The organism is Sphingomonas sp. JC676 (genome assembly GCF_014489075.1).
Lineage (GTDB): Bacteria > Pseudomonadota > Alphaproteobacteria > Sphingomonadales > Sphingomonadaceae > Sphingomonas.
In genome coordinates, this window is sequence record NZ_JACTGR010000006.1 from 249,728 (window position 1) to 275,690 (window position 25,963).

The following is a 25,963-nucleotide window of genomic DNA, read 5'->3' on the forward strand; positions in this document are numbered from 1 at the left end:
TTATGGATTCAGCGGACATACTCATCCTCGGCGGCGGGCTGGTCGGCAGCGCGCTGGCGGTTGCGCTCGACGCGCATGGCCTGACCTCGATCGTGATCGATCCCGCCGATCTGGAAAAGACGCTGGCCGCGAGCTTCGATGGCCGCGCCTCGGCGATCGCCAGCGCGCCGATGCGGATGTTCGAGGCGATTGGTGTCGCGCCACGTCTGGCCGGCAAGGGCAATCCGATCGAGGGCATCCGCGTCTCGGACGGGCTGGCGCCGGGCAAGCTCGATTTCGCGCCGGACGAGGGCGAAGGCGCGCTGGGCCATATGTTCGAGAATCGCGTGCTGCGCGCAGCGCTGCTCGAGGCGGCGCGGGCGGCGCCCGGCGTCGATCTGCGCATGCAGACGCGCGCCGTTTCCGTCGAGCGCGGCGAATTCGGCGTGACCGCGACGCTCGATTCGGGCGTGACGGTGCGTGCCCAGCTGCTGGTCGCCGCGGAGGGCCGCAATTCGCCGACGCGTGACGCCGCGGGCTTGAAGGTCGCGCGCTGGACCTACGACCATGCCGCGATGGTCGCCACGCTCGGACACGAGCGCAGCCACGAGAATATCGCGTTCGAGATCTTCTATCCCGAAGGGCCGTTCGCGATCCTGCCGCTGCTTGACGACGAGAATGGTCATCGCTCGGCGGTGGTCTGGACGGTCAATGCGCGCGATGCGGCGGGGATGAACAAGATCTCCGATCGCGCCTATCTGGCGGAGGCGGAGAAACGGATGGGCGGCTTCCTGGGCGAGCTCGGTCCGCTCTCGACCCGCTTCAGCCATCCGCTCGGCTTTCACCACGCCGCCTGGATCACGGCCGACCGCCTCGCTTTGGTCGGCGATGCGGCACACGGCATCCATCCGATCGCGGGCCAGGGCGTCAATGTCGGCTTCCGCGACGTCGCGACTCTGGTCGAAGTGCTCGTCGACGGAAAGCGGCTGGGCATGGACCTGGGCGACTCCCAGTTGCTGGCGCGCTACCAGCGCTGGCGCGGGCTCGACACGTTCATGGTCGCCGCGGCCACCGACGGGCTGACCCGTTTGTTCGGTGTGCCCGGCAGGACCGCGAACGCGGTGCGGCGCTTTGGCCTGTCCGCGGTCGACAAGATGCCACCCCTGAAGCGCTGGTTCATGGGCGAGGCGCGCGGTGAGAGCGGCGATGTGCCCAAGCTGCTGCAGGGCGTGGCGGTGTGATGACGGTGCCATTGCTGATCGGCGTGGGCGCCTTCATCGTCGCTATGTGCTTCTACGAGCACAGGCTGAAGCAAGTCCTGCGCGCGCTCCATGATCGAAACGGCACTTCGCTTTCCCTACTTCAGCGCATCGGCCTCGGCTGTGCTCATATGAATGGGTACGTCTGGAGCGGCCGACATCGGAAGCTCGGCGATCCTGTCGTCACCAAGGCAGTTTTGAACGCGAGATTGGCAATATGGCCCGTTACGCTCGCCTGGCTTGCTGTTGCGATGTGTCTTGTGCTTGCGCCGCGGCTATGACGGAATGCCTTCTCAGCGGAAGATGAATCCGAGCGCCAGGCCTGCGACTATCGCCAGCGACAACCCGGTCGTGAAGACCAGGTCCGGCGTGCTCGGCAGCGATCGCTCGTCGGCGACCGCCTCCGATTCGCGATTCCGCTCGGAATGATGTTGCCCCATCGCGCCCATGGCTAGCGCGAACCGGCGACGATCCTGTTAACGTACGCGCCTATTGCAGCGTGCCGCCGTCGTCGCCGTGGCGGCCGAAGAACTGCATCAGCTGGACGATCAGTCGGGCGCGGTCGCCGAGCGAATCGGCTTCGAGCAGCGCCTGTTTCGATGCCACGTCGAACGGAGCGATCTGGGCGATGCCGTTGACCAGCGCTTCATCGTCGAGCCGCGTCACCGCTTCCCAATCGACCGCATAGCCGAGCCCGTCAGCGAACCTGCGCGATTCCATCTCGAGCGAAGCGCGCTCGCCGAGCGACAGGAACTCGTCCTCACGGCCTTCTTCCAGCTCGGCCTCGACCTGGCGGAACGGCGTCGTCACGTCGAGTTCGCGCAGGATCGTGAAGCGCGCCAGCCCCTCAAGCACGATGTCGAACCGGCCGTCGGGCAGCGCCTCCACATCGGCGATCCGGCCGACGCAACCCACGTCGAACAGCGCCGGCGGCTCGTTCGCGTCGCGCGGCTGAATCATGCCGATGCGCCGGTCGCGCGCCAGCGAATCGGTGATCATCGCGCGGTAGCGCGGCTCGAAAATGTGGAGCGGCAGCTGCATCCGCGGAAACAGCAAGGCGCCCCCCAGCGGGAATATCGAAAGCCGCGTCGGCTTCATCCGAACAGGATCGCGGAGAGCTTGCGGCGCTGCGCCGAAACCCAGGGATCCTCGAGCCCGACAACCTCGAACAGCTTGAGAAGTCGCTGGCGTGCCGCGCCTTCATTCCAGTCGCGATCGTCCTGGACCATCGCGAGCAGGGTCGTGGCGGCGCCGTCGCGGTCTCCCGCCGCCATCTGGCCGCCGGCGAGTTCGTAGCGCGCATCCATGTCCTCGGGATTGGCGGCCGCCTGTGCGGCGAGGCCGGACAGATCGGCGACCGGCTGCGCTTCCTGGGCGAGCGTCAGCGCGGCGCGGGCGCGCTCGATCTCGGGGGCCTTGGCGGCTTCCTCGGGAAGCGCGGCGAGAGCGGCCGCCGCTTCGTCGGTACGGCCCAGTGCGACGAGCGCGCGGACGCGGCCGGCGATCACCGTGGGATGCTCGGGCGCCATTTCGGCCAGCTGCTCGAAGATCGATAGCGCGCGCTCATTGTCGCCGTCCTGCAGCACCTGTTCGCCCATCGCGATCAGCGGCTCCAGCTCGGCCTCGACCTGAGCTTCCTCGCTCTGCACCGGGAGCTGGCGGAGGATCTGGTCGAGCATGGTGCGGACCTGGGTCTCGGTACGCGCGCTGGTCAGATCGGCGACGAGCTGGCCCTGGAACATCGCATAGACGGTCGGGATCGACTTGACCTGGAATTGCGAGGCGATGAACTGGTTCTTGTCGACATCGATCTTGGCGAGCGTCACGCCCTTCGCCGCATATTCCGCGGCGACCTTTTCGAGCACCGGGCTCAGCGCCTTGCACGGCCCGCACCATTCGGCCCAGAAATCGAGGATGACGAGGCTCGTCATCGAAGGCTCGACGATGTCGCGGCGGAATGCGTCGACGGCTTCCTTCTCGGCGGGGCTCAAACCAAGCGTGGCCAACGGGGTGCTCCTGGGAATTGGTGGGGTTAGCCGCCTATGTGGGGGTTTGCGCCCACGGCGCCAAGCCTTTTCGGGGAGAGCGCTTAGGGGCTTGCGTTGGGTGTGACCCGCTGCTAGTGGCCGCGCCTCACCCGCCCGGTGCGCTTCGGCGGCACGGGGCAACGCCAGAGCGGGCGTAGCTCAGGGGTAGAGCACGACCTTGCCAAGGTCGGGGTCGAGGGTTCGAATCCCTTCGCCCGCTCCAGCTTCGCTGCGCGATTTAGTGCGGCTAAATCGCGAAAATCAGCGAAGCGCGGTCGGCGTCGCATAGCGACGACCGACGGCATGGCTTCGCCGCGACCCAAACCGTCAGGGCATCAGCCTTTTCCGCCCCTGGGTGAGATGCCAGCGCATCGCGAGCGCGGCGCCATCGGCATCCTGGGCGCGTATTGCCTCCACCACCATCTCGTGCTCGCGCATCATCGCGCCGATCGCCTCGGGCGGCCGCGCGCGCGATATGTCGACGCCAGCCTTGAGGATACGCAACACTTCCTCATGGAGATGCTCAAACGTCGAGACGAACGCGGTGTTCGCGGTCGCCAGCACGATCGCGCGGTGGAGCTCCCAATCCTCGTCATGCGCGGGGGCGTCGGATAGCAATGCGCGGCGCAGATCCTCCAGCGCGGCTTCGATCGCGGCGAGCTGCTCGCTCGACCGGCGCATCGCCGCAAGCCGCGCGGCCTCCGCCTCGAGCACGAAGCGGACCTCATAGGTGCCGAGCGTCGCCGACAGATCCGACCAGGGCATATGTGCACCCAGCCGTTCAGACGGGCGACGCATGACATAGGAGCCGGCGCCGCGCCGCGCCTCGGTGATGCCGTCGGCGGCGAGCCGGACCAATGCCTCGCGGATTATCGTGCGCGACATGCCGAAGGTCTCGGCGAGCCGCGATTCGGAAGGGAGTCGATCGCCAACGCGCAGATCGTCGTCGTTGATGATCTCGACGATTCGCGAATAAGCGCGATCCGCCAGTCGGCCTTCGCCCCATCGGCGATCGACTTCCGGCATGGGGCGGCGCTCCGTCATCGCCAAAATGATACCGCGCAGCGACGGACAGCGCCAGTGCGCCGCGACCCGCCATCATCGCTTTGGTAGGACAAGTTTGCCAAGTAACCGGTTAGATCGAAGCGTTGGTGGCCAAAGAAGCAAATACTGCTGCAATCTGTCCAACCGATATGCAGGATCCATCTAACCGCGCTTCGCGCCTGGCCGGGTCCGCGGCAATATGGGCGCGACCGAATCGGGAGAGCCAAATGCCGTCACGCCTAATCCCTGCCGCGATCGCCGGCTTGTTCCTGGCGCTTACCGGCCAGGCACTTCCGACGCCCAAGGTCTGGGCCAATCCCAGCAACAGCGTGCACATCCGTTCGCACCCATGCGGCGGACAGGCGATGTGCGGCACCGTCGTCTGGGCGAACGACAAGGCGAAGGCCGATGCGGCGCGCGGAGGGACGAAGAACCTGGTCGGCACGCAGCTGTTCCGCAATTTCAAGCTGATCCGTCCCGGCGTGTGGAAGGGCAAGGTGTTCGTCCCCGACATCAACAAGACCTTTTCAGGCACGGTGACGTTGGTCGGCCCCGACAAGATCGTCGGAAAGGGGTGTCTGGCGTTCGGGATCGGGTGCAAATCGCAGACCTGGACTCGAATCGAGTGACTGGCCGCGTTATGCCGCAGGGCATGAGCAGCGCACTTATTCATGTCGGCATCGGCGGCTGGACGTTCGAGCCCTGGCGCGGGACCTTCTATCCGCCGGGCCTGGCGCAGAAGAAGGAGCTGGAGTTCGCCGCGCGCGCGCTCACCGCGATCGAGATCAACGGGACCTATTATTCGACGTTCAAGCCCGCGAGCTTCGCCGGCTGGGCGGCGGCGGCGCCCGAGGGGTTCGTCTATACGGTCAAGGGCTCGCGCTTCTGCACCAACCGCAAGGTGCTGGCAGAAGCGGGCGAATCGGTGCAGCGCTTCGTCGGCCAGGGGCTGGTCGAGCTGGGCGACAAGCTCGGGCCGCTCTTCTGGCAGTTCATGGCGACCAAGAAGTTCGACGCCGCCGATTTCCAGGCGTTCCTCGACCTGCTTCCGCGCAAGCACGAGGGCGTGGCGCTGCGTCACGCCGTGCAGGTGCGGCACGACAGTTTCCACGTGCCCGAATTCGTCGCGATGTGCCGCAAGGCGGGGGTGGCGATCGTCTATGCCGATTCGCCGCAATATCCCGCGATCGCCGATATCAGCGCGGACTTCGTCTATGCGCGGCTCGAGGCCGGCGAGGACGAGAATCCGCTGTGCTATCCCGGGGCGCATTTTCCGCGCTGGACCGAGGTGGTGAAAAGCTGGGCGGCGGGCGGGCGGCCCGAGGGCCTGCCCTATGCGAGCGACGAGGTGCCGCCAGTGACTCCGCGCGAGACCTTCGTCTTCTTCATCCATGGCGGCAAAGTCCGCGCGCCGGCCGCGGCGCAGGAGCTGATTCGGCGGCTGGCTTAGGAGCGACGGATCTCGAACACGACCTGGGGGTGGACGCCGCTGTTATATTCGCGGCTGAGCATCTCGGTGCGGCGGACCCCGCCGATCTTGGCCATGGCTCCCTGCGATCGCAGATTGCCTTCGCCCACCAGAAAGATCGCGCAGCCGACATAGAGATGGATGTGATCGACCATCAGCCGCTTGACCTCGCGATTATAGGCGCCGCCCCAATAGCTGCGGGCGAGGAAGGTCCAGCCGATCTCGATTTCGTCGCGTTCGGGCGCATAGCCGTAATAGCGGCTGGCACCGATAATCGCGCCCGTCGCCTTGTCGAGGATCGTCAGGCCGCCGCCCGATGCCAGTGCGTCCGCGAAATATTTGCGGAACTCGTCTTCCTGCCAGCGGTCGTTGGCCGGATGCTGTTCCCAGATCAGCGGATCGGAGGCGACCGCGTACATCGCGTCCCAGTCCTCGGGGACGGTCGGGCGCAGCACCACGAGATCGCCGGTCAGAGTCGGCTGCAGATCCATCAGAAGGCGGCGATCCCGGTGATCGCCCGGCCGAGGATCAGCCCGTGCACGTCGTGCGTGCCCTCATAGGTGTTGACCGTCTCGAGGTTGATCGCGTGGCGCAGCACATGGAACTCGGCCGAGATGCCGTTGCCGCCATGCATGTCGCGGGCGACGCGGGCGATGTCGAGCGCCTTGCCGCAATTGTTGCGCTTGATGATCGAGATCGCCTCCGGGGAGAGCGTCCCTTCCTCGAACATGCGCCCGCAGCGCAAAGCCGCTTGCAGGCCGAGCGCGATCTCGGTCTCCATATTGGCGAGCTTGAGCTGGACCAACTGGGTCGCCGCGAGCGGGCGGCCGAACTGGGCGCGATCGAGCGTATATTGCCGGGCGGCGTGCATGCAGGCCTCGGCCGCGCCCATCGTGCCCCAGGCGATGCCGTAGCGCGCGCGGTTGAGGCAGCCGAACGGACCCTTTAGGCCCTGCACTTCGGGCAGCAGCGCATCCTCGCCCACCTCGACGCCGTCCATCACGATCTCGCCGGTGATCGAGGCGCGCAAGCTTAGCTTGCCTTCGATCTTGGGTGTCGAAAGCCCCTTCATGCCGCGTTCGAGGACGAAGCCCTTGATCCCGCCGCCATGCGCATCGGACTTGGCCCAGACCACCATGACGTCAGCGATCGGGGAGTTGGTGATCCACATCTTGGTGCCGGTAAGGCGATAGCCGCCGTCGATCTTCTCCGCGCGGGTGCGCATCCCGCCGGGGTCCGAGCCAGCATCTGGCTCGGTCAGGCCGAAACAGCCGACCCATTCGCCGCTGGCGAGCCTGGGCAGATATTTCCGCCGCTGCTCCTCGGTACCGTACGCATAGATCGGGTGCATCACGAGCGAGCTCTGGACGCTCATCGCCGAGCGATAGCCCGAATCGACGCGTTCGACCTCGCGCGCGACCAGGCCATAGGCGACATAACCGAGACCGGCGCCGCCATAGGTTTCGGGGATGGTCGGCCCGAGCAGGCCGAGCGCGCCCATCTCGGACATGATCTCGCGGTCGAATCGCTCCTCGAGGAACGCCGTGGTCACACGCGGCAGCAACTCGCCCTGCGCGTAATCGCGCGCGGCGGCCTGCACCATCTGTTCCTCGTCGGTGAGCTGCGATTCGAGCCCAAACGGATCCTGCCAGTCGAACCGGCCCATCTCTGCCATAATCAGTTCCTCAGATCGCCGGGCGTGCCGGCTGTGCGGGGGCGGTCTCCACGGCCGCCCGCTCGATTTCGTTCAGGCCGTTGCGCGCGGCCAGGAAACGGCGCGCGGCGCCGGTCCAGCTCTCGGCATTGGCGGCGCCGGGAAGGTGCGCGACTTCGGCGAGCGACGCCTCGACATCGCCCTGATCGAGCGCGCGCCGGGCACGACGCAGGCGATCGGAGGTGCGCGGGCTCGGCACATCGGCCTGGCGCACCACGATCATGTCGCCGATGAAACCGCGGAAGCGCGCCCATAGGCTGTCATTGGGACCGCTCGCCAGCCGCGGCCCGATCGTGTCGAGCGCGAGGCGCAGATCCTCGAGCGTCACTGGCTGCGCCGCCGCGGCGACGATCGCAGCCACCGCCTCAACATGCTGTTCGCCGAAACGAGCGCGGAGCTGGTTCTCCAGGCTGCCGAGTGGCTGGCCGCGCTCGATCGCGCGGCGCACCGAGAAGGCGATCATCAGTCGTTCGGCCTGGGTGGCATAGGAAGCGGCGTTGCGCGCGCTGCCATTGGTGTCGGCGATGCGCTGCTCGAGCTGGTCGAGCTTGCCGGCCAACTCGGCCTCGCGCGCGTTCAGCGTTGCCATGTCGGTGCCCGGGGGGAGCGCGGGCACGGCCAAAGGCTGCGGCTGGGGGCTGCTCTGGGGTGGCGGGGCCTTGGCGGGGCTAAGCGCCGGCATGCCGGTCAGCTGGATCAATCCCGCGGTCAGGGCCACGCCGCCCAGAAAGCCTAGGCCGCCGATCAGTATCCGGTTGCGCAGCGGAGACTGCGGGGCGAGGGGCTCGTCGCTCATAGGGCCCTTTTCGCCGTCCCGGTCGGCCCGGTCAATCGGCGAGCGCGATTGCGGCGTCGATCAGCGCGGTTCCGCGGAATTCGGGAGGGACCAAAACGCGCTCCCAACCCGCTCCCGCGGCGGCGGCGGCGCGTTCGCTGGTCGCGACCAGAATGATGTCCTTGCGTTGGGCGAGCGCGACAATCTCCGCGAGCCGGGCGCCTGCGCGCGCCGACTGGATCAGCGCGACCGAACCCGCGAGCCTAGCTGCCATGTCCGCGGTGATCGGCAGCGCCTCGCTTACGTAGATGGTCACCACCTCCGCGATAATGCCGCCGATCTCCAGTGTCCGCTCGCGCCCCGCGAGATGAAGCGCCCGCTGTACGCCCATTGCTTCCGCCCGCGCGACCAGCGCCTCGGCCCCCGACTCGCCGATCGATGCGACGGCAAAGCCCGCCCGCCGCGCCGCCTCGGCGGTGACGTCACCCACCGCGTGCACGGGCAATTCCCGCAATTGCGTCAGGCCCGCTCCAGCGTGGCGCACGGCATTGGCGCTGGTGAGCAGCAGGGCGTCGAACCGTTCCGGATCGGGCACTTCCCACGCCACGGCGCGCGCTTCGAACAAGGGCAGGCGGATCGCGCGGCGCCCGCGTGCCTCGATCGCCGCCGTGGTGACGCGGTTGCCGGGCTCGGGCCGCAGCACCGCGATCGCGCGACTCATCCCTCGAACAACCGCCGCACGCTTTCCGGCGCGCGGTCGAGCAGGTCGCGGGCGAGCGCGGCGGGGAGGTCGTGATCGAGCGGCGCGCCCTCGATCTGGCCATGGACATGCGCGCCGCCGTCCTCAGAGAGGAGCTCCGCCTCGATCGTCAGGATCGCGCCCTCCAGCGTGGCGAGCGCCGCGACCGGCGAATGGCAATCGGCCTTGAGCGCCGCGAGCAGCGCGCGTTCGGCAAGGACGCAGACACGGGTGTGCGGATCGTCGATCGCTGCGATCAGCGCGCGGGCATGGGCGTCGTCCGCACGCACTTCGATCCCGACCGCGCCCTGCGCCGGTGCGGGCAGCATCACATTGGTGGGGACGGCAAATCCGACGTCATGACGTCCCAGGCGCTCCAGACCCGCCGCGGCGAGCAACGTGGCGTCGGCCTCGCCCGCCGCCAGCTTGGCGAGGCGGGTATCGACATTGCCGCGGAACAAGACGGTCTCGATATCGGGCCGCAGCCGTTTCAACTGCGCCGCGCGGCGGGGCGATGCGGTGCCGACCACTGCGCCCTGCCTGAGCGCCGCGATGCTATCGGCGCCGACCAGCCGGTCACGCACATCGGCGCGAGGCAGGATCGCGGCGATCGCGATCATGTCCGGGCGGAAGGTCTCGACATCCTTCATCGAATGCACCGCGCAATCGATATCGCCGCCCAGCAGCGCGCGATCGAGCTCCTTGGTCCAGAGCGACTTGCCGCCGATCTCAGCGAGCGCGCGGTCCTGCACCTTGTCGCCGGTGGTGCGGATCACGACGATCTCGGCCGTGATTCCATGCGCGGCGGCCAGCGCATCGCGGACGATATTGGCTTGGACAAGGGCGAGCGGAGACCCGCGGGTACCGAGGCGGAACGGAGGCATGGCTTGTGCTAGCGGCTGGGCGGCCTAGATGGAAGCGATGGCACTGATCCTGGGGCTTGAATCGAGCTGCGACGAGACGGCGGCGGCGCTGGTGGAAAGCGACGGCACGATCCGCGCGCACCAGCTCGCGCGCCAGGATGAGGCGCATCGCCCTTATGGCGGGGTCGTTCCTGAAATCGCGGCGCGCGCGCATGTCGAGGTGCTGGCGCCCTTGGTCGAAGCGGCGCTGGCGGAAGCGGGCGTGACGCTCGCCGACGTCGACGCGATCGCCGCGACGGCGGGACCGGGGCTGATCGGTGGCGTCATGGTGGGGCTTGTGACCGGCAAGGCGCTGGCGCTGGCGAGTGGCAAGCCGCTGGTCGCGGTCAATCACCTCGAAGGCCATGCGCTGTCACCGCGGCTGAGCGATCCCAGCCTCGAATTTCCCTATCTGCTGCTGCTCGTCTCGGGCGGACATTGCCAATTGCTGCTAGTCGAGGGCGTCGGCAGCTATCGCCGGCTCGCCACCACGATCGACGATGCCGCGGGCGAGGCCTTCGACAAGACTGCCAAGCTGCTCGGCCTGGGCTTTCCCGGTGGGCCGGCGGTCGAGGAAGCCGCCGCCCGGGGGAATCCGAAGGCAGTTCCGCTGCCGCGCCCGCTGGTCGGATCGGCCGAGCCGCATTTCTCCTTCGCGGGGCTGAAGAGCGCCGTCGCGCGTGCGGTGAACGACCATAAAGCCGAGGATCTGGCCGCTTCCTTCCAGCAGGCGGTGGTCGACTGCCTGATCGACCGCACCCGCCGCGCGCTCGCCGGGGTCAATCCCACCGCGCTGGTTGTTGCCGGCGGCGTCGCGGCGAACAAGGCGGTGCGCTCGGCGCTCGAGGGCCTGGCCGCCGAGCACGGCCTGCGTTTCGTCGCGCCGCCGCTCTGGCTGTGCACTGACAATGCCGCGATGATCGCCTGGGCGGGGGCCGAGCGCTTTGCCGCCGGCTTTACCGACCCGCTCGATTTCCCGGCACGCCCCCGCTGGCCGCTCGATCCGGATGCGGAAAAGGTGCGTGGCGCGGGAGTGAAAGCATGAGGATCGGCGTGATCGGCGGCGGTGCCTGGGGCACGGCGCTCGCGGCAGTAGCGGCGCGGGGCGGGCAGTCGGTATTGCTCTGGGCGCGCGAGGCGGAGGTCGTCGAGAGCGTCAACGCGCGTCACGAGAACAGCCAGTTCCTCGCAGGCGTGCCGCTTTCGCCTTCGATTCGGGCGACGGGTGACTTGGGCGAACTCGCCAGGCTCGACGCGCTGCTCGTCGTCGCGCCTGCCCAGCATGTCCGCGCGGTGCTCGGTGCGACACCGGTGGGAAGCACGCCGCTGGTGCTCTGTGCCAAGGGGATTGAGGCGGGCACGCGCCTGCTCGTCGGTGAAGTCGCCCGCGCGGCGGCACCGGGCGCGCCGATTGCGGTGCTCTCCGGACCGACTTTCGCCAGCGAAGTCGCGGCGGGCAAGCCGACTGCGGTCACGCTGGCTTGCGAGGACGAGGATCTGGGCGCGCGGCTCGCCGCTCGGCTCGCCGGTCCTGCCTTCCGCACCTATGCCTCCACCGACGTGATTGGCGCGGAGATCGGCGGCGCGGTCAAGAATGTGCTCGCGATCGCCTGTGGCGTGGTCGAGGGCGCGGGGCTGGGGCTCAACGCCCGCGCCGCGCTCATCGCGCGCGGCTTTGCCGAGATGACGCGCTTCGGCCTGGCGCGCGGCGCGCAGGCCGAGACGCTGACCGGGCTTTCGGGCCTGGGTGACCTGGTCCTCACCTGCTCGTCGACCAATTCGCGCAACTTCTCGCTGGGGCTCGGGCTGGGCCAAGGCCGCAGCGCCGTCGAGCTGATGGCCGATCGCAAGACGGTGGCGGAAGGCGCGTTCACCGCGCCGGTGCTTCGCGAAGCGGCGGCGGAAGCGGGTGTGGACATGCCAGTCACCGAGGCGGTCAACGCGCTGCTCGAAGGCGCGGACGTCCGCGCGGTGGTCGAGGCGCTGCTCAGCCGGCCGTTGCGCGCGGAGGCGGTGTGAAGCGCTGGACGGCCCTGCTGCGCGGCGTCAATCTGGGCGGGCGCAAGCTGCTTTCGTCCGATCTCAAGGCGATCACCGAGGGCCTGGGCTATGAGCGGGTGGAGACGTTGCTCGCTTCGGGCAATGTCGTCTTCGACAGTACGGAAAGCGGCCCCGAGATCGAGCGCCGGCTGGAAGCGGCCTTCCTGGAGCACGGCCTGAAGACCGATGTGATCGTCCGCGATCTGGACGAGATGCGCGCGGCGATCGCCGCCAATCCCTATGAAGAGGCCGCGATCGATCATCCCAGTCATATGCTGGTGACGTTCCACCGCGATCCCTTTCCGGAAGGACCGCTCGAGCGCCACGCGGAGATTCACGCCGGCCCCGAGCGAATGCAGGCGATCGGGCGCGAGCTCTATGTCGACTATACGAGCCAGCAGGCGATGCGCGACTCGAAGCTGCTCCAGACAATGGCGAAGGCGAAATTCCCGAAGATCGCAACGGCGCGCAACTGGAACACGGTGAACAAGCTCGCGGCGATGCTGGCGGACGGATAGTCCCGGCAGCCTAGCCGACAGCTTCCAGGCGCGCGCCGGCGATCATGATGTCGACCAGGCGCTTGGCGGTTTCGCGACCGGCGTTTCCAGCCTCGGGCTGGGCCACCCCTACCAGCGCCCGGAGCATGTCGAGCGGATCGACATCGAGGCGGATCGCGCCGCTCGCCACCGCGCGTTCGGCGAGTTGGGCGAGAGCCGCCTTCAGCGGCGGGCCCGACGCGGCATAGAGTTCGGCAGGTCCGCAGACCATCGCGTTCAGCGCTTCCGACATGATCTGCTTGGTGGCGAGATAATCGACGAACAGTCGCATCCACAGCCGCAGCGCCTCGACCGGCGGGTGGATACGGGCGAGATCGGCAGCGGCTTGGGCTAGCTGCGCCGATTCGGTCCGGTAGACCTGCTCGACCAGCGCGTCGCGTGTCGGGAAGTGGCGATAGAGCGTGCCGATCCCGACGCCGGCGGTGCGCGCAATCTCCTCGAGACTGGCGTCCGCCCCCTTTTCGGCAAAGACCGTCTTCGCCGCCTCGAGCAGCCGGAGCCGGTTGCGTTCGGCATCGGCGCGCGGCTTGCGGGAGTTCGGAGCGCTCGCGTCAGACAATTTCTTCGCGCATCCCTTGAAAAACGGAGGGTTCCTCCGTATTAAAAGCGGAGCTGCCCTCCCTTTATATCGCAACAGGCCGGACGACAATGCCGTTTCCGGCAGAGGCGGCGTGTTGCTTCATGGATTCAAGGAGTTGATCATGGCTGATTCATTCGGCGCAACCTCCACCACCGACGAGGTGCTGGCAGGCGTGAATTTGCGCGGCAAGCGCGTGCTGGTGACCGGCGTCTCGGCCGGGCTGGGCGTGGAGACGGCGCGGGCGCTCGCCGCGCACGGGGCGCAGGTGGTGGGCGCCGCCCGCGATCTCGCCAAGGCGGAAGCGGCGACCGCGCCGGTTCGGGCCGATGCCGCGAACGGGGGCGGCATCGAGCTGGTCGAGCTCGACCTCGCCTCGCTCGCCAGCGTGCGCGCCGCCGCCGACCGGCTGCTCGATTCGGGCAAGCCGTTCGACCTGGTGATCGCCAATGCCGGTGTGATGGCCACGCCGTTCGGGCATACCATCGACGGCTTCGAGACGCAGATCGGCACCAATCACATCGGCCATTTCGTGCTGGTCAACCGCATCGCACCGTTGATCGCGTCGGGTGGCCGGTTGGTGAACCTCGCCTCTTCGGGTCATCGCTACGCCGATGTCGATCTCGACGGTCCGAATTTCGAGCGCACCCCCTATGATCCGCGCGTTGCCTATGGCCGCTCCAAGACCGCGAACATCCTGTTCGCCGTCGAGTTCGACCGGCGCCACCGTGAGCGCGGCGTCCGCGCGACCGCGGTGCATCCCGGCGGCATCCAGACGGAGCTGGGTCGCCATGTCGGCGAAGAGACGCTGAATGCGATGCTTGCGTCGATCAATGCCGATCTGGCGAAGCTGGGCGAGCCGCCCTTCCAGTGGAAGACGATTCCGCAGGGCGCGGCGACCTCGGTCTGGGCGGGTGCGGTCGCGCGGGCCGATGAGGTGGGCGGCCGCTATTGCGAGAATTGCCACGTCACCACGCTGATCACCGACGGCGTTATCACTCCGGTGAGCGAAGGCGTGCGCCCCTATGCGCTCGACCCCGAGCGTGCCAAGGCGCTCTGGGCCAAGACGGAGGCGTGGGTCGGCGAAAGCTTCTGACGAACGGCGGCGCGTGGCGGTCAGAAATCGACCGCCACGCCCTTCAATTCCCAGTCGCCATAGCGGGTAGGGTCCTTGCCGAGCGGATCCTCGGTCGGCTTTGCCGGCGCGGGTTCGGGCACCGGGGGGCTCGGCGTCAGATGTGCGGGCGGCTTCAGATGTTCGGGGCGCTGGCCCATGGCATTGCCTTCAAGCTCGATGACGCCCAAATCGGCGCGCAATGAAGCAAGGTCAAGATAAACAAAGTCGAGCCGGGCGCGTGCAGAACGCCGATGCCCCGGGCGTTCCCACGCGCCGCGCGGCCCTCAAGCTCCTCGACGCGGTGCTCCGCCGCGGGCTCGCGCTCGAACAGGCGATGGACAATGCCGCGCAGGGCCTCGCGCCCAACGATCGCGGCTTGGCGCACGCCATCGCGGCGGAAACGCTGCGCCGCCTCCCCGATCTCGATGCGCTGATCGACAGCGCAACCAAGCAGCGGCTGCCCGATGACGCCAAGGCGCGATTCGCGCTGCGCATCGCGCTTGTCCAGGCGCTGGTGCTCGGCACGCCGGGCCACGCCGCGATCGCGACGGTACTGCCTTTGGTCGATGGCGGGCCACGGAAACTAGTGCATGGCGTGTTCGGCACGCTGGTGCGCAGCGGGGTGCTGCTGCCCGAACCGCCGTCGCTGCCCGATGCGGTGGCGCTGCGCTGGCATGCCGCCTGGGGCGACCAGATGATCGAGGATGCCGAGCGGGCGATCGCGGTGCCGCCGCCGCTCGACCTGACGCTGCGCGACCCCGAAGCGGCGCCCGATCTCGCCGGCACGAGTCTGATGCCGGGGCATCTCCGGCTCGACGAGAAGGGCTCGGTGCCGGGGCTCGAAGGCTATGCCGAGGGCGGCTGGTGGGTGCAGGATCTTGCTGCGTCGATTCCCGCCCGGCTGATCGGCAAGGGCAATGGCACCGCGCTCGACCTGTGTGCCGCGCCGGGGGGCAAGACGCTCCAGCTTGCGGCCAATGGCTGGCAGGTGACCGCGGTCGATGTCTCGGAAAGTCGTCTGGCGCGACTTCGCGACAATCTCGATCGCACCGGGCTGGCGGCGAAGATCGTCGCGGCCGATCTGCTCGAATGGGCACCCGCCGAGCCCGCAGATGCGGTGCTGCTCGACGCGCCGTGCAGCGCTACCGGCATCTTCCGCCGCCACCCCGACGTGCTCCACCGCGTCCGCCCCTCGCTGATCTCCGAAATGGCGGAATTGCAGACCAAGCTGTTCGCCCGCGCCGCGCCCTGGGTGAAGCCCGGCGGCGTGCTCGTCTTCTCGACCTGCTCGCTCGAGCCGAAGGAAGGCGAGGCGCAGCTCGCGCATTTCCTTGCCGCGCATCCGGACTTCGCGATCGAGCCGGTCCGCGCCGAGGAACTTCCCGACGGAGTGGCGCCGCGCGCCGACGGATCGCTGCGCCTTCTTCCCGGTGCGCTTGCCGATGCCGGCGGGATGGACGGTTTTTTCATCGCAAGGCTGCGTCGAGTCGGCTGAAATGCAATCGCGCGTTGCGCGCGATTCGGGCCATGCTAAGGACTCGTCATGTCCGCAGTCCGCATCGCCCCATCTATTCTTTCCGCCGACTTCGCTCGACTGGGCGAAGAGATACGCGCGATCGACCAAGCGGGCGCCGACTGGATCCATGTCGACGTGATGGACGGGCATTTCGTGCCCAACATCACGATCGGGCCGGCGGTGGTGAAGGCGCTGCGCCCGCACACCGCCAAGCCGTTCGACGTGCATCTGATGATCACCCCGGTCGATCCGTTCCTCCAGGCATTCGCGGATGCCGGCGCCGACTGCATCTCGGTCCATCCTGAATCCGGGCCGCATCTTCACCGCACGCTCCAGACGATCAAGGCATTGGGCAAGCGCGCCGGCGTGGTGCTCAATCCGGCGACTCCGGTCGACGTCGTCGATCACGTCATGGACATGATCGATCTGATCCTGGTGATGAGCGTCAATCCGGGATTCGGCGGACAGAAGTTCATCGAAAGCCAGCTTCCCAAGATCACCGAGCTCCGGCGTCGCATCGACGCGTCGGGCCGCGCGATCGATCTCGAGGTGGATGGCGGCGTCGATCGCGAGACGGCGCCCAGGGCGATCGCGGCGGGTGCCGACGCGCTGGTCGCGGGCACTGCCACCTTTACCGGCGGCCACGGCCAATATGCCGCCAATATCGCCGCGCTAAGAGGAAGTTGAACGACCTGACTCCCGGCTCCGGTGCCGACGGAGTCGAGGAAGGCAAGCGGCTGATTCGACTGGGCGGCGATCGCGGCCTGTCGCTGGCCGACCGAATCTCCGAACGCTTCCAGCGCTTCGCCTGGCGCACCCCGCTCCACACGATGCGGCTGCGCGGGCGCCATCCGCTCAAATTGATCGCGGTCGCCGAGGACCCGTTTTTCGGCGACGTGCTGCGCGGCAATGCGCTGCTCGACGGCATGGTCCAGTTCCGAGGCGAGCGTCGCGCGATCGACGCGATCGATTTCGCGCATCCCGATTGGTCGGCTCGGTTCGGCGACTATCTCCAGAGCTTCGCCTGGTTGCGCGACCTGTCGAGCGTCACCACCCGCGTCCATGCCGCGCCGATCGCCGAGGAAATCATGCGGCGCTGGCTGGCGGCGCATGGCGAGAAGGTATCCGACCTGGCCTGGCGCGCGGACCTGTGGGGTCGCCGCATCCTGTTCTGGACTGCGCACGCGCCGCTGATCCTGTCGAGCACCGACCTCGTCTATCGCTCCTCGGTGCTGCATGCGCTCGCGCGGGGTGCGCGGCATATCGATCGCGCGGCCGACAAGGCGCAGGCCGGCGTGCCGCGGCTGGCGGCCTGGTGCGGCGTGCTCGCGGCCGGGCTGATGCTGCCGGGCGGCGATCCCCGCCGGACGTTCGGCGAAGCGGGGCTCACCCGCGCGCTCGCCCAGTCCGTGTTCGAGGATGGCGGCACCGTCGGCCGCTCGCCCGCGGGCCAGCTCGAGGCGATCCAGCTGCTGACGATGCTGGTCCAGGCCTATCACGCGCGCCGTTTCGATCCGCCGGCCTTCGTGCCCGCCGCGCTCAATCGCATGGTCACGGCGCTGCTCGGCGTCTGTCATGGCGACAAGGGGCTTTCGAGCTGGCAGGGATCGGGACCGATACCCGGTGACGTGATCGCCCAGACGATTGAGGCGACCGGCGTGCGCACCCGCCCGCTCAAGCAGGCGCGCGACTGGGGCTATCAGCGGCTTTCGGCGGGCAATACGGTTTTGATCATGGACGCCGCACCGCCGCCGGTCGCGCGGATGGTTGAGGGCGGCTGCGCCTCGACGCTCGCCTTCGAGCTTTCGGACGGCGCGCACCGGATCGTCGTCAATTGCGGCGGCGCGTGGATGGCCGATGCACAGCTTCCGGCGGAGCTTGTCGGGGGGCTGCGGACCACCGCGGCGCATTCGACCCTGGTGATCGGCGACAGCAACTCGACCGCGATCCATGCCGACGGCACGCTCGGGCGCGGCGTCGGCGAGGTCGAGCTGGCGCGGCACGAGACCGACAATTCCAGCCGGATCGAGGCGAGCCATGACGGCTATGCGCGGCGGTATGGCTTTCTCCACCGCCGCCTGATCGCGCTGTCGCACGATGGGCGCGACGTGCGCGGCGAGGACATGCTGCTTCCCGCCGATCGCCGGCGCAACCGCGGCGATACGGGCTTCGCGGTGCGCTTTCACCTGGCGCCGCATATCGAGGTCGCGCCGACCGCCGATGGCCAGGCCGCGATCCTACGGACGCCATCCGGCGCGCTATGGCAGTTTCGCTGCAAGGGCGGCACGCTCGCGGTCGAGGCGTCGCTGTGGATCGATGCGCGCGGACGTCCGCAATCGACCGAGCAGCTCGTGATCAGCGGCGACACGCCAGCGGGTGGCACCAGCGTGAGCTGGGTGTTCCACCGGGCCAAGTAATGTGGGCGAAATAAGGGCTTGCCCGCGCCGCCCTGATCCGGGAGAGGGCGCGCCATGGACCAGGTCAAGATCACCCGCGCGCTTCTCTCCGTCTCCGACAAGACGGGCATCGTCGAACTCGGACAGGCGCTGGCGGCGCACGGCATCGAGCTCGTTTCCACCGGCGGCACCGCCCAGGTGCTCCGTGCGGCGGGGCTCGAGGTGCGCGACATCTCCGATCTGACCGGCTTTCCCGAGATGATGGACGGGCGGGTCAAGACGCTCCACCCCAAGGTGCATGGTGGATTGCTCGCGATTCGCGGCAACGAAGATCACGAAGCCTCGATGGCCGATCATGCCATCGCCCCGATCGATCTGGTGGTGGTGAACCTCTATCCCTTCGCCGAGACGGTGGCGCGCGGTGCCAATCGCGACACGATCATCGAGAATATCGATATTGGCGGCCCGTCGATGGTTCGTTCGGCGGCAAAGAACCACGATTCGGTGGCGATCGTCACCGATCCGGCCGACTATGCGCTGGTCTCGGGCGGCAGCACCACGCTGGAGCAGCGCAGGAAGTTCGCGGCCAAGGCCTATTCGGCGACGGCGACCTATGACGCGATGATCGCCAGCTGGTTCGCGCTGGCCGACCAAGGCGAGGCCTTCCCCGAAACGATTCACCTCTCGCTCAAGCGCGGCCAGGCGCTGCGCTATGGCGAGAACCCGCACCAGCAGGCGGCGTTCTACAGCCATGCCGGCCCGGTTTCGTCCGGCATCGGCCAGGCGCGCCAAGTGCAGGGCAAGGCGCTCAGCTACAATAATTACAACGACGCCGACGCGGCGCTCGAGCTGGCCAGCGAGTTCCGCGACGGCCCGCCCACCGCGGTGATCGTCAAGCATGCCAATCCGTGCGGCGTCGCGAGCGGCGCATCGCTCGCCGAGGCCTATGCCGCGGCGTTCGCCTGCGACACGGTCTCGGCCTTCGGCGGAATCATCGCGGTCAACCGCCCGCTCGACCGCGCGACGGCCGAGGCGATCACCGGAATCTTCACCGAAGTCGTGGTAGCGCCCGATGCCGACGAGGAAGCGATCGCGCTGTTCGCGGCGAAGAAAAATCTCCGCCTGCTGCTGACCGGCGACCTGCCCAATCCGGCGCGTCCCGGCATGATGGCCAAGTCGATCACCGGCGGCTGGCTGGTCCAGAGCCGCGACAATGGCATCATCACGGGCGCGGACTTGAAGGTCGTCACCAAGCGCCAGCCGACCCAGCAGGAACTCGCCGACTGCCTGTTCGCCTGGACCGTGGCCAAGCACGTCAAGTCGAACGCGATCGTCTATGCCAAGGACGGTTCGACCGCCGGCATCGGTGCGGGGCAGATGAACCGCCTCGAATCCGCGCGCATCGCCGCGTGGAAGGCCAAGGACGCCGCCGAGAAGGTCGGCTGGTCAACGCCGCGTACGATCGGCTCGGCGGTCGCGTCGGACGCCTTTTTCCCGTTCGCGGACGGGCTATTGGCGGCAGTCGAGGCGGGCGCGACCGCGGTGATCCAGCCGGGCGGCTCGATCCGCGACGAGGATGTGATCGCGGCTGCGGACGAAGCCGGGCTGGCGATGGTCTTCACCGGCATGCGCCACTTCCGGCATTGAGGCGCTAGGCGACGCTCTCGGCGGGGAGCGGCGCGCCTGCGGCCGGCATCTTGCGGAACAGCGAGCGGTCTTCCGGCCCGAAGCCAAACTTGATGATCACGAACAGATAGGTCGCCAGGATCGCCGGCATGCCAAGGCTAAGCTCGGCCCATTCGAACTGGTGCGGCAGCGACATGAACGCCGCGCCGACCAGGCTGGCGACGCCGATCGCGGCGAAGAAGCTCGGCCGGATGCTCAGCACGCTCGCCCCGGTCAGCCGATAGAGCAACCATGCCTTGGCAGCCGATCCGATCGTCAGCGAGATCGCCAATGCCACGGCGGGCGCAGCCACCTGGATCGGCAACGGCGCATCATGGTTGCGCGCCAGCAGGAGCAGGCCGAACGTCAGCGCGATCTGGAGCAGCAACACCGTGCCCGAGATCATCAGGTTGCGATGCCGGGCCATGAAGACGAGGCCCGTCTCGCAGACCGCGCCGGTGGAGGCGAGCACCTCGGCGACGAGCAGGATGCAGAGCGCCAGCGCGCCGGGCACGAATTGCGGGCCGAGCAATCCCATCACGCCCGATGCGGGAATCGACGCCATCACCGCCAGCGCTGCCTGCGCGCTGGTCACCCAGAAGCCGACCTGGCGCACCTGCTTCGCCACTGCCTTGCGGTCCCCGACGGCCAGCGCCTGGGTCACCACCGGGCCCAATATCGGGTCGAAGCTCGATTTCAGCTTCTGCGGCACCGATGCGACCTGCTGTGCCATGTAATAGATGCCCACCACGCTGGGCGCGAAGAGCAATGCGAGGATGAATCGATCGACGTTGCGCGTCGCCCATTCGATCGTGTCTGCACCCGCCAGCGGCGCGTTGCGCCGGGCGAGCGACCAGATCTGGACAGGCTGCGGCCGCCAGCCATTGGGCAGGCCATATTCGCGCAGGAACGGCACGATCGACGCGATCAGCGCCGCCGACATCGACAGCACATAGGCATAGAGCAGTCCATCTCGCGCCGAGACATAGGCGAAACCCCAGGCCGCGATGCTGATCGTCCATGGTTCGACGATCGCGCGCGCAGTCACCGAAGCGCCGATATTATGGCGATAGGCCAGCGCGGCGAGCGCCACGTCCGATGCGGCGGTGGCGAAGATGACGAGCGGCAGCAGCCGTTCCAGCCCCATCACCGGACTATTGGGAAACAGCGCTTGCGGAAATGCGATCAGCAGGCCGGCGGCGATCGCCGATGCGAGCATCGCCACCATCATCGCGTCATAGGCGACATGCGACTGAGGCCGATCCGTGTTCGCCATCGCCTGGGCAATGCCGCGCTTGAGGCCGAGCGTCGCGACCAGCGCCGCGAACTCGATCACCAGCACCGCGATCGCATAGCGCCCGACAATATCCGGGCCATAGACGCGGCCCGCGATGAACAGGAACGGCAGCCGCGCGGCGAGGCGCAGCATGAAGCCGAGCATGTTGGTGCGTCCGCCCTTGGCGAGGGCATTGATGTCTTCGGTAGCGGCCGGCTGGCTCAATGCGCGGCGCCCCAGCTCGGGCCCACGCCGATCTCGACGCCCAGCGGCACGGTCAGCTTGATCGCCGGTTCCGCCGCGGTCGCCATCACGTGTCCGATCACCTCGCGCGCCTTCTCCACATCGCCTTGTGGCAGCTCGAACACGAGTTCGTCGTGCACCTGCATCAGCATGCGGACGTTCGGCAGGCCGGCTTCGGCCAGCGCCGGTCCCATCCGCGCCATCGCGCGCTTGATGATGTCGGCGCTGGTGCCCTGAATCGGCGCGTTGATCGCGGCGCGTTCGGAGCCGCCGCGCTCGTTCGGGTTGGGCGATTTGAGCCGGGGGAAATGCGTCTTCCGGCCGAACAGGGTGGTGGTGTAGCCCTTCTCCTTGGCGGCGTTCAGCGTGTCGGCGATATAGCGGTTGATGCCCGGGAACCGCTCGAAATAGCGGTTGATCATCGCCTGCGCCTCGTCGGGCGTGACGTCGAGCCGTCCGGCGAGTCCCCAGCGCGAGATGCCGTAGAGGATCGCGAAGTTGATCGTCTTGGCACGCCCGCGTGTGTCGCGGTTCACTTCGCCGAACAGCTCCATCGCGGTCATGTTGTGGATGTCGTCGCCATTGGCGAACGCGTCGCGCAGCGCGGGGACGTCGGCGATATGCGCGGCGAGGCGCAGCTCGATCTGCGAATAATCGGCGGCGAGGATGACATTGCCCGGCTCGGCGACAAAGGCGTCGCGGATCTGGCGGCCGACCTCGGTGCGGATCGGGATGTTCTGGAGGTTGGGATCGGTCGAGGACAGGCGGCCGGTCTGGGCGCCGGTGAGGCTGTAACTGGTATGGACGCGGCCGGTCTCGGGATTGATCTGCGCCTGGAGCGCGTCGGTATAGGTGGATTTGAGCTTCGAGAGCTGGCGCCAGTCGAGCACCTTGACGACCATCTCGCGGCCCGGCGAATCCTTGTCGGCGGCGATACGCTCGAGCTCGTTGACGTCGGTCGAATAGACGCCGGACTTGCCCTTGCGGCCGCCCTTGATGCCCATCTTGTCGAACAGCACATCGCCCAATTGCTTGGGGCTGCCGATGGTGAACTTGAACCCGGCCAGCCCGTGGATTTCCTCCTCCAGCCTGGCGATCTGCTCGGTGAACTCGCCCGACAGGCGCGACAGCACCTGCGCGTCGACCTTGACGCCCGCGCGCTCCATCCCCGCGATCACGTTTACCAGGGGCCGATCGACCATCTCGTAGACGCGGGTCGCGCTCTCATAAGCGAGCCGCGGCTTGAAGCGCCGCCATAGCCGGAGCGTGACGTCGGCATCCTCGGCGGCGTAGCGCGTCGCGGCCTTGAGATCGACTTCGTGGAAGCCGAGCTGGCTCTTTCCGGTGCCGACCACGTCCTTGTAGGCGATGCAGCTGTGCGACAGATGGGTGGCGGCGAGCTCATCCATGCCGTGGCCATGCAGACCGGCATCGAGATCGAAGCTCATCACAATCGTATCGTCATACGGCGCGACGTCTATGCCGCAGCGCCCGAGCACGATCATATCGTACTTAAGATTGTGCCCGATCTTGAGCACCGCCGGATCCTCGAACAACGGTTTCAGCCGTGAAAGGACCGTGTCGCGGTCGAGCTGCACCGGCTTTTCGGCGAACATGTCGCTGCCGCCATGCGCGATCGGAATATAGCAGGCCTTGTTAGGCTGGAGCGCCATGCTGACGCCGACCAGCTCGGCGCGGGTCGCGTCGACTCCGGTGGTCTCGGTGTCGATCGCCACCCAGCCCTGGTGACCGGCCTCGGCGATCCAGCGGTCGAGCGCTTCTTCGGTCACGACCGTTTCGTATGCGTCATGATCGCACGGCGGATCTTCCTCCAGCCCCGGCGTCTCGTGCGTCTCGACCGGCGCATCGGCCACCGCCGAGAGACGGTTGAGCAGGGTGCGGAAGCCGTGATGCTCGAGAAAGGCGCGCAGCGGTGCGTCCGGGATGCCCTTGAGCTCGAGATCATCGAGCGGGTCGGGCAGCGGCACGTCGCAGGCGAGCTCAACGAGTCTGCGGGAGAGGCGGGCCATGTCGGCATGCTCGATCAGATTGTCGCGCAGCTTGCCCGGCTTCATCGTGGGCGCGGCGGCGAGCACCGCTTCGACATCGCCATGTTCGAGGATCAGCTTGGCGGCGGTCTTGGGACCGACACCGGGAACGCCGGGAACGTTGTCGACGCTGTCGCCCATCAGTGCCAGCACTTCGCCCAGTTTCTCCGGACCCACGCCGAACTTCTCGATCGTCGCCTCGGGCCCGAGGCGACGATTGTTCATCGTATCGAGCATGTCGACCGAGGGATCGGTCATCAGCTGCATCAGGTCCTTGTCGGAACTGACGATGGTGACCTGCCAGCCCTGGGCGAGCGCCGCCTTGGTGTAGCTCGCGATCAGGTCGTCCGCCTCCCAGCCCAGTTCCTCGATGCACGGGAGCGAGAAGGCGCGGGTCGCGTCGCGGATCATCGGGAACTGGGGTACCAGATCCTCAGGCGCGGGCGGGCGCTGCGCCTTGTACTGGTCGTAGAGATCGTTGCGGAAGGTGTGCTCGGACTTGTCGAGGATCACCGCCATATGGGTGGGGCCGTCGGCCTTGTTCAGCGCATCGACGAGCTTCCACAGCATCGTGGTATAGCCATACACCGCGCCCACCGGCTCACCATGCTTGTTGGTGAGCGGGGGCAGCCGGTGATAGGCGCGGAAGATGTAGCCGGAGCCGTCGACGAGATAGAGATGAGGCATTGCGCGCTGGGGATAGCCCAAGCGCTGCGCCGGACAAAGCCTTTCAGGTGGCGTCGTGGAAGATGATCCCCAACGTGTGGCGCCGGCCCGATCGGATCGTGCTGACACCGTGGCGCATCGTCACGCGATACTCGCCGCGCGTGCCCGTGACGGGGCGATGATTGACTGCGAAGATCAGGGCATCGCCCTGTGACAGCGGCACGACTTCGACGCGCGACTGCATCCGCGGGCGCTGTTCGCTCAGAACGAATTCGCCGCCGGTGAATTCCTTGCCGGGTTGGGAGAGCAAAACCGCGGCCTGGAGCGGGAAATGCAGCGCGCCGTACAGGTCCTGGTGGAGGCAATTATAGTCGCCGGGGCCGTAGCGGAGCAGCAGCGGCGTTGGGCGCATCTGCCCCGCCAGATGGCATTGGTCACGATAGGCCTGATGGGTGGCGGGATAGATTTCGGACCGCCCCATGCGCTCGGCCCAGCGATTGGCGACCTGCGCCAGCGGCGGATAGAGATCGTGCCGCAGCCGCGCCACCGGATCGGGCAAGGGATCGGCGAAATAGCGATATTCGCCGCGACCGAAGCCGTGGCGCGCCATCACCACGGTGCTGCGGAAGCGATTCTCCTCGTCATAGAGTGCCGCCGTCGCGACGCATTCAGCGGCATCCAGCAGGCGCGGCAATACCGCCCAGCCCCGCGCGTCGAGCTCGGTTGTGATTCGGGTCCAGTCGATGGGTTCGGTTCGGGTCATGGCGCCGGTTCTAGCCGCACCAGCCGGTGCAGGCGTCCCGCGGATTGCGCCCGAACTCAGCCGTGCTGCGCGATAATCGCCTGGACGACGGCCTGCATCAGCCGCTGCCGCTCGGGGATCGGGCGCGGCGTATCGCCGATCATCACCGCGAGCGCATAGGAGCGGCCGTCGGGCGCGGTGAGGATGCCGACATCGTTGTATCCGGCGGTGCGCCCGAACAGGTCCTGGCCGGTGCCGGTCTTGTGGCCGAACTGCCAGCCCGGGGGCACCGCGCCACGCAGGCGCTGCTTGCCGGTGTGCGAGCTCTGCATCGTCGAGATCAGCCAGGCGGTCGAGCTGGGCGAGAGCAACTCGCCGCGCTTCAGCCGCGCCAGCGCGCCGGCGATCGCCAGCGGCGCGGCACCGTCGAGCGGATCGGCGACATAGGCGTCGAACGCGGCGACGCGGGTCGCGCGCGGCAGCTGCGCCCGGGCCACCGCGAAGCTGTTGCCCATCGAATATTCGGGGCGCCACTGCAGCCCCGCCGTATTCGCCTGGAGCAGCTTCTCGCCCGGGCCGAAGCGGATTGGGCCCAGCGCGTTGCGCGCGATGAACGAGCGCACCGCCTCGGGACCGCCGACCAGGCGGAGCAATTTGTCGTTGCAGGTATTGTCGCTCATCGTCAGCGCGCGGCGCATGATCTCACCGACGGTGCTGACATAACCTTGGTCTCCCTTGACCAGCGCCGCGATCGGCTGGTGGAACAAGGTGAAATCGGACCGGGTGATGACGAGCGGATCGTCGAGCCGGATTCGGCCCTGGTCGACCGCGTCAAGCACGGTCATCGCCACCCAGAGCTTGCTCACGCTCTGCTGCGGCAGTTTCCGGGCGCCATTGGCGGAGGCGATCCAGCCGCCATCGACGCTGGTGATCGCGATGCCGACGACGCCATCAAAATTGCGGGTGATCGTGCCCAACGACGAGACAAGTCCTTCGGGGGCGGGCACCACTGGATGGACGGGCGCGGCGGTCGCCGACGGAATGGGCAGCAGGACGCGGTAATTGGGCGCCGGCAGAAAGGCGGCGAGCTGCGGATTCTCGTGCACCGCGCAACCGAGCAGCATCGCAGGGCCCAGCCCTGCGACGGTCAATGCCCGCTCGACGCTCGAGAAACCGAATTTACTCAAACTTACAACCCCTTGCCCTTCTCCAA

General features: G+C 67.8%; 27 protein-coding genes and 1 tRNA gene. 13 read left to right on the forward strand and 15 right to left on the reverse strand.

The features are described from left to right. The first annotated feature begins 2 nt into the window (after positions 1-2). Both IAG41_RS19705 and IAG41_RS19710 read left to right on the forward strand, forming a co-directional pair. Positions 3-1,220 (forward strand): UbiH/UbiF/VisC/COQ6 family ubiquinone biosynthesis hydroxylase, encoded by a 1,218-nt coding sequence (locus IAG41_RS19705; RefSeq protein ID WP_187730372.1) that lies wholly within the window; start codon positions 3-5, stop codon positions 1,218-1,220. After that, positions 1,220-1,519, forward strand: a complete 300-nt coding sequence (locus tag IAG41_RS19710) for a hypothetical protein (RefSeq protein WP_187730373.1) — start codon at positions 1,220-1,222, stop codon at positions 1,517-1,519. Before IAG41_RS19705 ends, IAG41_RS19710 begins: the two co-directional genes overlap by 1 nt. Before the next feature lie 12 nt (positions 1,520-1,531). On the opposite strand, the gene IAG41_RS19715 is transcribed toward IAG41_RS19710, so the two are convergent. Genes IAG41_RS19715 through IAG41_RS19725 form a run of 3 tightly spaced genes read right to left on the reverse strand, consistent with a single transcriptional unit; the run spans position 1,532 to position 3,229 of the window. Continuing rightward, positions 1,532-1,687, reverse strand: a complete 156-nt coding sequence (locus IAG41_RS19715) for a hypothetical protein (RefSeq protein WP_187730374.1) — start codon at positions 1,685-1,687, stop codon at positions 1,532-1,534. 40 nt (positions 1,688-1,727) lie between these two features. After that, positions 1,728-2,336, reverse strand: coding sequence for an LON peptidase substrate-binding domain-containing protein (locus IAG41_RS19720; RefSeq protein ID WP_187730375.1), 609 nt, complete (start codon positions 2,334-2,336; stop codon positions 1,728-1,730). Continuing rightward, positions 2,333-3,229, reverse strand: coding sequence for a tetratricopeptide repeat protein (locus tag IAG41_RS19725; protein WP_187730519.1), 897 nt, complete (start codon positions 3,227-3,229; stop codon positions 2,333-2,335). The genes IAG41_RS19720 and IAG41_RS19725 overlap by 4 nt, the downstream gene beginning before the upstream one ends. Positions 3,230-3,413: 184 nt before the next feature. On the opposite strand from IAG41_RS19725, the gene IAG41_RS19730 reads away from it, so the two are divergent. Beyond that, a tRNA-Gly gene (locus IAG41_RS19730) sits at positions 3,414-3,488 on the forward strand. A 104-nt stretch (positions 3,489-3,592) separates the two neighbouring features. Here the strand turns inward: IAG41_RS19730 and IAG41_RS19735 are convergent. Continuing rightward, a complete protein-coding gene (locus IAG41_RS19735) occupies positions 3,593-4,291 on the reverse strand; it encodes a FadR/GntR family transcriptional regulator (protein ID WP_187730376.1) in 699 nt (232 codons plus the stop codon). A 245-nt stretch (positions 4,292-4,536) separates the two neighbouring features. Between IAG41_RS19735 and IAG41_RS19740 the strand changes: the two genes are divergently transcribed. Both IAG41_RS19740 and IAG41_RS19745 read left to right on the forward strand, forming a co-directional pair. Next, on the forward strand, positions 4,537-4,938 hold the full coding sequence (locus IAG41_RS19740) for a DUF2147 domain-containing protein (RefSeq protein WP_187730377.1): 402 nt from the start codon (positions 4,537-4,539) through the stop codon (positions 4,936-4,938). A gap of 23 nt (positions 4,939-4,961) precedes the next feature. Beyond that, positions 4,962-5,759 (forward strand): DUF72 domain-containing protein, encoded by a 798-nt coding sequence (locus tag IAG41_RS19745; protein ID WP_187730378.1) that lies wholly within the window; start codon positions 4,962-4,964, stop codon positions 5,757-5,759. Here IAG41_RS19745 and IAG41_RS19750 read toward each other — a convergent pair. The 5 genes from IAG41_RS19750 to hemC are packed head-to-tail and all read right to left on the reverse strand — an operon-like array spanning position 5,756 to position 9,889. Continuing rightward, positions 5,756-6,268, reverse strand: a complete 513-nt coding sequence (locus IAG41_RS19750) for a GNAT family N-acetyltransferase (RefSeq protein ID WP_187730379.1) — start codon at positions 6,266-6,268, stop codon at positions 5,756-5,758. The genes IAG41_RS19745 and IAG41_RS19750 overlap by 4 nt on opposite strands. Beyond that, the gene (locus IAG41_RS19755) at positions 6,268-7,452 is read right to left on the reverse strand and encodes an acyl-CoA dehydrogenase (RefSeq protein WP_187730380.1); all 1,185 of its coding nucleotides are present in this window, start codon (positions 7,450-7,452) and stop codon (positions 6,268-6,270) included. The genes IAG41_RS19750 and IAG41_RS19755 overlap by 1 nt, the downstream gene beginning before the upstream one ends. Before the next feature lie 10 nt (positions 7,453-7,462). Beyond that, the gene (locus tag IAG41_RS19760; RefSeq protein WP_187730381.1) at positions 7,463-8,287 is read right to left on the reverse strand and encodes a hypothetical protein; all 825 of its coding nucleotides are present in this window, start codon (positions 8,285-8,287) and stop codon (positions 7,463-7,465) included. 31 nt (positions 8,288-8,318) lie between these two features. Beyond that, positions 8,319-8,987: a uroporphyrinogen-III synthase gene (locus IAG41_RS19765; protein WP_187730382.1), complete on the reverse strand. Its 669-nt coding sequence runs from the start codon at positions 8,985-8,987 to the stop codon at positions 8,319-8,321. Further along, positions 8,984-9,889, reverse strand: a complete 906-nt coding sequence (hemC, locus tag IAG41_RS19770; protein WP_187730383.1) for a hydroxymethylbilane synthase — start codon at positions 9,887-9,889, stop codon at positions 8,984-8,986. Before hemC ends, IAG41_RS19765 begins: the two co-directional genes overlap by 4 nt. Positions 9,890-9,926: 37 nt before the next feature. Between hemC and tsaD the strand changes: the two genes are divergently transcribed. The 3 genes from tsaD to IAG41_RS19785 are packed head-to-tail and all read left to right on the forward strand — an operon-like array spanning position 9,927 to position 12,465. Beyond that, positions 9,927-10,952, forward strand: coding sequence for a tRNA (adenosine(37)-N6)-threonylcarbamoyltransferase complex transferase subunit TsaD (gene tsaD, locus IAG41_RS19775; RefSeq protein ID WP_187730520.1), 1,026 nt, complete (start codon positions 9,927-9,929; stop codon positions 10,950-10,952). Next, positions 10,949-11,926 (forward strand): NAD(P)H-dependent glycerol-3-phosphate dehydrogenase, encoded by a 978-nt coding sequence (locus IAG41_RS19780; RefSeq protein ID WP_187730384.1) that lies wholly within the window; start codon positions 10,949-10,951, stop codon positions 11,924-11,926. The genes tsaD and IAG41_RS19780 overlap by 4 nt, the downstream gene beginning before the upstream one ends. After that, the gene (locus IAG41_RS19785; RefSeq protein WP_187730385.1) at positions 11,923-12,465 is read left to right on the forward strand and encodes a DUF1697 domain-containing protein; all 543 of its coding nucleotides are present in this window, start codon (positions 11,923-11,925) and stop codon (positions 12,463-12,465) included. The genes IAG41_RS19780 and IAG41_RS19785 overlap by 4 nt, the downstream gene beginning before the upstream one ends. Positions 12,466-12,475: 10 nt before the next feature. Here the strand turns inward: IAG41_RS19785 and IAG41_RS19790 are convergent, their stop codons facing one another. Continuing rightward, positions 12,476-13,063, reverse strand: coding sequence for a TetR/AcrR family transcriptional regulator (locus tag IAG41_RS19790; protein ID WP_187730386.1), 588 nt, complete (start codon positions 13,061-13,063; stop codon positions 12,476-12,478). A 142-nt stretch (positions 13,064-13,205) separates the two neighbouring features. Between IAG41_RS19790 and IAG41_RS19795 the strand changes: the two genes are divergently transcribed. Then, complete coding sequence (locus tag IAG41_RS19795; RefSeq protein WP_187730387.1) at positions 13,206-14,177, forward strand: SDR family NAD(P)-dependent oxidoreductase; 972 nt, start codon at positions 13,206-13,208, stop codon at positions 14,175-14,177. A 20-nt stretch (positions 14,178-14,197) separates the two neighbouring features. Here the strand turns inward: IAG41_RS19795 and IAG41_RS19800 are convergent, their stop codons facing one another. Then, complete coding sequence (locus IAG41_RS19800) at positions 14,198-14,356, reverse strand: DUF1674 domain-containing protein (protein ID WP_187730388.1); 159 nt, start codon at positions 14,354-14,356, stop codon at positions 14,198-14,200. 41 nt (positions 14,357-14,397) lie between these two features. On the opposite strand from IAG41_RS19800, the gene IAG41_RS19805 reads away from it, so the two are divergent. From IAG41_RS19805 to purH, 4 genes are read left to right on the forward strand one after another with little or no spacing between them, the layout of a single operon-like run. Continuing rightward, the gene (locus tag IAG41_RS19805) at positions 14,398-15,693 is read left to right on the forward strand and encodes an RsmB/NOP family class I SAM-dependent RNA methyltransferase (RefSeq protein WP_187730389.1); all 1,296 of its coding nucleotides are present in this window, start codon (positions 14,398-14,400) and stop codon (positions 15,691-15,693) included. A 48-nt stretch (positions 15,694-15,741) separates the two neighbouring features. After that, entirely contained in the window at positions 15,742-16,401 is a 660-nt protein-coding gene (gene rpe, locus IAG41_RS19810; RefSeq protein ID WP_187730390.1) for a ribulose-phosphate 3-epimerase, read from the forward strand. Beyond that, positions 16,398-18,131 (forward strand): heparinase II/III family protein, encoded by a 1,734-nt coding sequence (locus IAG41_RS19815; RefSeq protein ID WP_262408778.1) that lies wholly within the window; start codon positions 16,398-16,400, stop codon positions 18,129-18,131. Before rpe ends, IAG41_RS19815 begins: the two co-directional genes overlap by 4 nt. A gap of 54 nt (positions 18,132-18,185) precedes the next feature. After that, positions 18,186-19,757 (forward strand): bifunctional phosphoribosylaminoimidazolecarboxamide formyltransferase/IMP cyclohydrolase, encoded by a 1,572-nt coding sequence (gene purH / locus IAG41_RS19820; protein WP_187730391.1) that lies wholly within the window; start codon positions 18,186-18,188, stop codon positions 19,755-19,757. 4 nt (positions 19,758-19,761) lie between these two features. Here purH and IAG41_RS19825 read toward each other — a convergent pair whose 3' ends face one another. From IAG41_RS19825 to IAG41_RS19840, 4 genes are read right to left on the reverse strand one after another with little or no spacing between them, the layout of a single operon-like run. Then, the gene (locus IAG41_RS19825; protein ID WP_187730522.1) at positions 19,762-21,216 is read right to left on the reverse strand and encodes a lipopolysaccharide biosynthesis protein; all 1,455 of its coding nucleotides are present in this window, start codon (positions 21,214-21,216) and stop codon (positions 19,762-19,764) included. A gap of 56 nt (positions 21,217-21,272) precedes the next feature. Then, positions 21,273-24,029 (reverse strand): DNA polymerase I, encoded by a 2,757-nt coding sequence (polA, locus tag IAG41_RS19830; RefSeq protein ID WP_187730392.1) that lies wholly within the window; start codon positions 24,027-24,029, stop codon positions 21,273-21,275. 43 nt (positions 24,030-24,072) lie between these two features. After that, entirely contained in the window at positions 24,073-24,771 is a 699-nt protein-coding gene (locus tag IAG41_RS19835; RefSeq protein WP_187730393.1) for a 2OG-Fe(II) oxygenase, read from the reverse strand. 56 nt (positions 24,772-24,827) lie between these two features. Beyond that, entirely contained in the window at positions 24,828-25,874 is a 1,047-nt protein-coding gene (locus IAG41_RS19840; protein WP_187730523.1) for a serine hydrolase, read from the reverse strand. Positions 25,875-25,963: the final 89 nt, after the last annotated feature.

Excerpts from the sequence above, each read along its gene's own strand:
- IAG41_RS19705 (WP_187730372.1), top strand. The coding sequence starts at position 3 with ATGGATTCAGCGGACATACTCATCCTCGGCGGCGGGCTGGTCGGCAGC.
- IAG41_RS19710 (WP_187730373.1), top strand. The coding sequence starts at position 1,220 with ATGACGGTGCCATTGCTGATCGGCGTGGGCGCCTTCATCGTCGCTATG.
- IAG41_RS19715 (WP_187730374.1), bottom strand. The coding sequence starts at position 1,687 with ATGGGCGCGATGGGGCAACATCATTCCGAGCGGAATCGCGAATCGGAG.
- IAG41_RS19720 (WP_187730375.1), bottom strand. The coding sequence starts at position 2,336 with ATGAAGCCGACGCGGCTTTCGATATTCCCGCTGGGGGGCGCCTTGCTG.
- IAG41_RS19735 (WP_187730376.1), bottom strand. The coding sequence starts at position 4,291 with ATGCCGGAAGTCGATCGCCGATGGGGCGAAGGCCGACTGGCGGATCGC.
- IAG41_RS19740 (WP_187730377.1), top strand. The coding sequence starts at position 4,537 with ATGCCGTCACGCCTAATCCCTGCCGCGATCGCCGGCTTGTTCCTGGCG.
- IAG41_RS19745 (WP_187730378.1), top strand. The coding sequence starts at position 4,962 with ATGAGCAGCGCACTTATTCATGTCGGCATCGGCGGCTGGACGTTCGAG.
- IAG41_RS19750 (WP_187730379.1), bottom strand. The coding sequence starts at position 6,268 with ATGGATCTGCAGCCGACTCTGACCGGCGATCTCGTGGTGCTGCGCCCG.
- IAG41_RS19755 (WP_187730380.1), bottom strand. The coding sequence starts at position 7,452 with ATGGCAGAGATGGGCCGGTTCGACTGGCAGGATCCGTTTGGGCTCGAA.
- IAG41_RS19760 (WP_187730381.1), bottom strand. The coding sequence starts at position 8,287 with ATGAGCGACGAGCCCCTCGCCCCGCAGTCTCCGCTGCGCAACCGGATA.
- IAG41_RS19765 (WP_187730382.1), bottom strand. The coding sequence starts at position 8,987 with ATGAGTCGCGCGATCGCGGTGCTGCGGCCCGAGCCCGGCAACCGCGTC.
- hemC (WP_187730383.1), bottom strand. The coding sequence starts at position 9,889 with ATGCCTCCGTTCCGCCTCGGTACCCGCGGGTCTCCGCTCGCCCTTGTC.
- tsaD (WP_187730520.1), top strand. The coding sequence starts at position 9,927 with ATGGCACTGATCCTGGGGCTTGAATCGAGCTGCGACGAGACGGCGGCG.
- IAG41_RS19780 (WP_187730384.1), top strand. The coding sequence starts at position 10,949 with ATGAGGATCGGCGTGATCGGCGGCGGTGCCTGGGGCACGGCGCTCGCG.
- IAG41_RS19795 (WP_187730387.1), top strand. The coding sequence starts at position 13,206 with ATGGCTGATTCATTCGGCGCAACCTCCACCACCGACGAGGTGCTGGCA.
- IAG41_RS19800 (WP_187730388.1), bottom strand. The coding sequence starts at position 14,356 with ATGGGCCAGCGCCCCGAACATCTGAAGCCGCCCGCACATCTGACGCCG.
- IAG41_RS19805 (WP_187730389.1), top strand. The coding sequence starts at position 14,398 with ATGAAGCAAGGTCAAGATAAACAAAGTCGAGCCGGGCGCGTGCAGAAC.
- rpe (WP_187730390.1), top strand. The coding sequence starts at position 15,742 with ATGTCCGCAGTCCGCATCGCCCCATCTATTCTTTCCGCCGACTTCGCT.
- purH (WP_187730391.1), top strand. The coding sequence starts at position 18,186 with ATGGACCAGGTCAAGATCACCCGCGCGCTTCTCTCCGTCTCCGACAAG.
- IAG41_RS19825 (WP_187730522.1), bottom strand. The coding sequence starts at position 21,216 with ATGCTCGGCTTCATGCTGCGCCTCGCCGCGCGGCTGCCGTTCCTGTTC.
- polA (WP_187730392.1), bottom strand. The coding sequence starts at position 24,029 with ATGCCTCATCTCTATCTCGTCGACGGCTCCGGCTACATCTTCCGCGCC.
- IAG41_RS19835 (WP_187730393.1), bottom strand. The coding sequence starts at position 24,771 with ATGACCCGAACCGAACCCATCGACTGGACCCGAATCACAACCGAGCTC.
- IAG41_RS19840 (WP_187730523.1), bottom strand. The coding sequence starts at position 25,874 with ATGCTGCTCGGTTGCGCGGTGCACGAGAATCCGCAGCTCGCCGCCTTT.